We start from the raw sequence: 1,357 nt of genomic DNA, 5'->3' as shown, positions 1-1,357 counted from the left end.
CTAGTACTGCAACGGCACTCGGGTGGCGTGTGGTAGATCATCCTGGTGGTGGTCGATGTGGTGATGGATCAGCTGGACCGGGTGCATGAGCGGATCGCGGGCCGGTTTACGCGGTCGGAACCGCGTGCCCGAGCGCGGGAGTACGTATCTGGGCTGGTCGCGGGGTTGGAGCGGAAGAACGGCTGGACGCTGGCCGAGCAGGCCGGCGAAGTCTCGCCGGACGGGATGCAACGGCTGCTGCGCTGGGCGGACTGGGACATCGACGGTGTCCGCGACGACGTGCGGGACTACGTCATCGAGCACCTCGGCGAGCCGGGTGGTGTGCTGATCGTGGACGACACCGGGTTCTTGAAGAAAGGTGTGCGGTCGGCGGGGGTGCAGCGGCAGTATTCCGGGACGGCGGGCCGGATCGAGAACTGCCAGATCGGCACGTTCCTGGCGTATGCCTCGCCTCAGGGGCATGCGCTGATCGACCGGGAGCTGTATCTGCCCGAGCCGTGGATCGCCGACCGGGACCGCGCCCGGCGGGCTGGGATTCCTGATGACGTCGAGTTCGAGACGAAGCCGCGCCAGGCGATGGCGATGCTGGCGCGGGCGTTCGAGGCGGGGCTGCCGTTTGCGTGGATCACCGCGGACGAGGCCTATGGGCAGGTCAAGTACTTGCGCGCGTGGCTGGAGGAGCACGACGCCGCGTATGTGCTGGCCACCAAGGTCAACGACCTGCTGACCACCATAGAGGGGTCCGAACGCCGTGCCGATGAGCTGATCGCGGACCTGCCCGGGCGGGCGTGGCGGCGGTTGTCGGTCGGGGCCGGCGCGCACGGCCCGCGCGAGTACGACTGGGCGCGGGTGCCGATCCGCTCCGGCTGGCGGCCCGGGCGTGGGTACTGGCTGCTCGCGCGGCGCTCGATCAGTGATCCGACCGAAATCGCCTACTACGCTTGCTATGGGCCCCGTCGCTCGACGTTGCTGGATTTGGCGTGGATCGCCGGGACCCGGTGGCGGATCGAGGAATGTTTCCAGCAGGCGAAGAACGAGGCCGGGCTCGACCAGTACCAGGTCCGGTCCTGGCGAGCGTGGTATGCCCACATCACTCTGTCGATGCTGGCTCACGCGTGGCTCGCCGTCTCCAGGACCCTTGTGGCAAAAGGGGAATTGGTGTCGGCGAGCCAGGCATGATCGGATTTACGCTACCGGAGATCCGGCGCCTGCTCATCAAACTCGTGCTGCGTGTCGCCGACGCCGCCGAGCAGGTCTGGGCGTGGTCATGCTTCCGCCGCCGACGACAACACCAAGCCCGCCTCAGTCACTACAAACGCCGCGGCTACCCACTCACGTAACTGCCGTTGCAGTACTA

The 1,357-nt window shown here is 67.4% G+C and carries 1 protein-coding gene; it reads left to right on the top strand.

Annotation, left to right across the window (positions count from 1 at the left end; all coding sequences use genetic code 11):
• The first annotated feature begins 45 nt into the window (after positions 1-45).
• Positions 46-1,179, top strand: a complete 1,134-nt coding sequence (locus AB0M59_RS53575; RefSeq protein WP_364632169.1) for an IS701 family transposase — start codon at positions 46-48, stop codon at positions 1,177-1,179.
• The last annotated feature ends 178 nt before the right edge of the window (positions 1,180-1,357 follow it).

This window comes from Amycolatopsis sp. NPDC051371 (assembly GCF_040682155.1).
GTDB lineage: Bacteria > Actinomycetota > Actinomycetes > Mycobacteriales > Pseudonocardiaceae > Amycolatopsis.
This window is presented reverse-complemented; position numbering and strand designations above follow the sequence as displayed.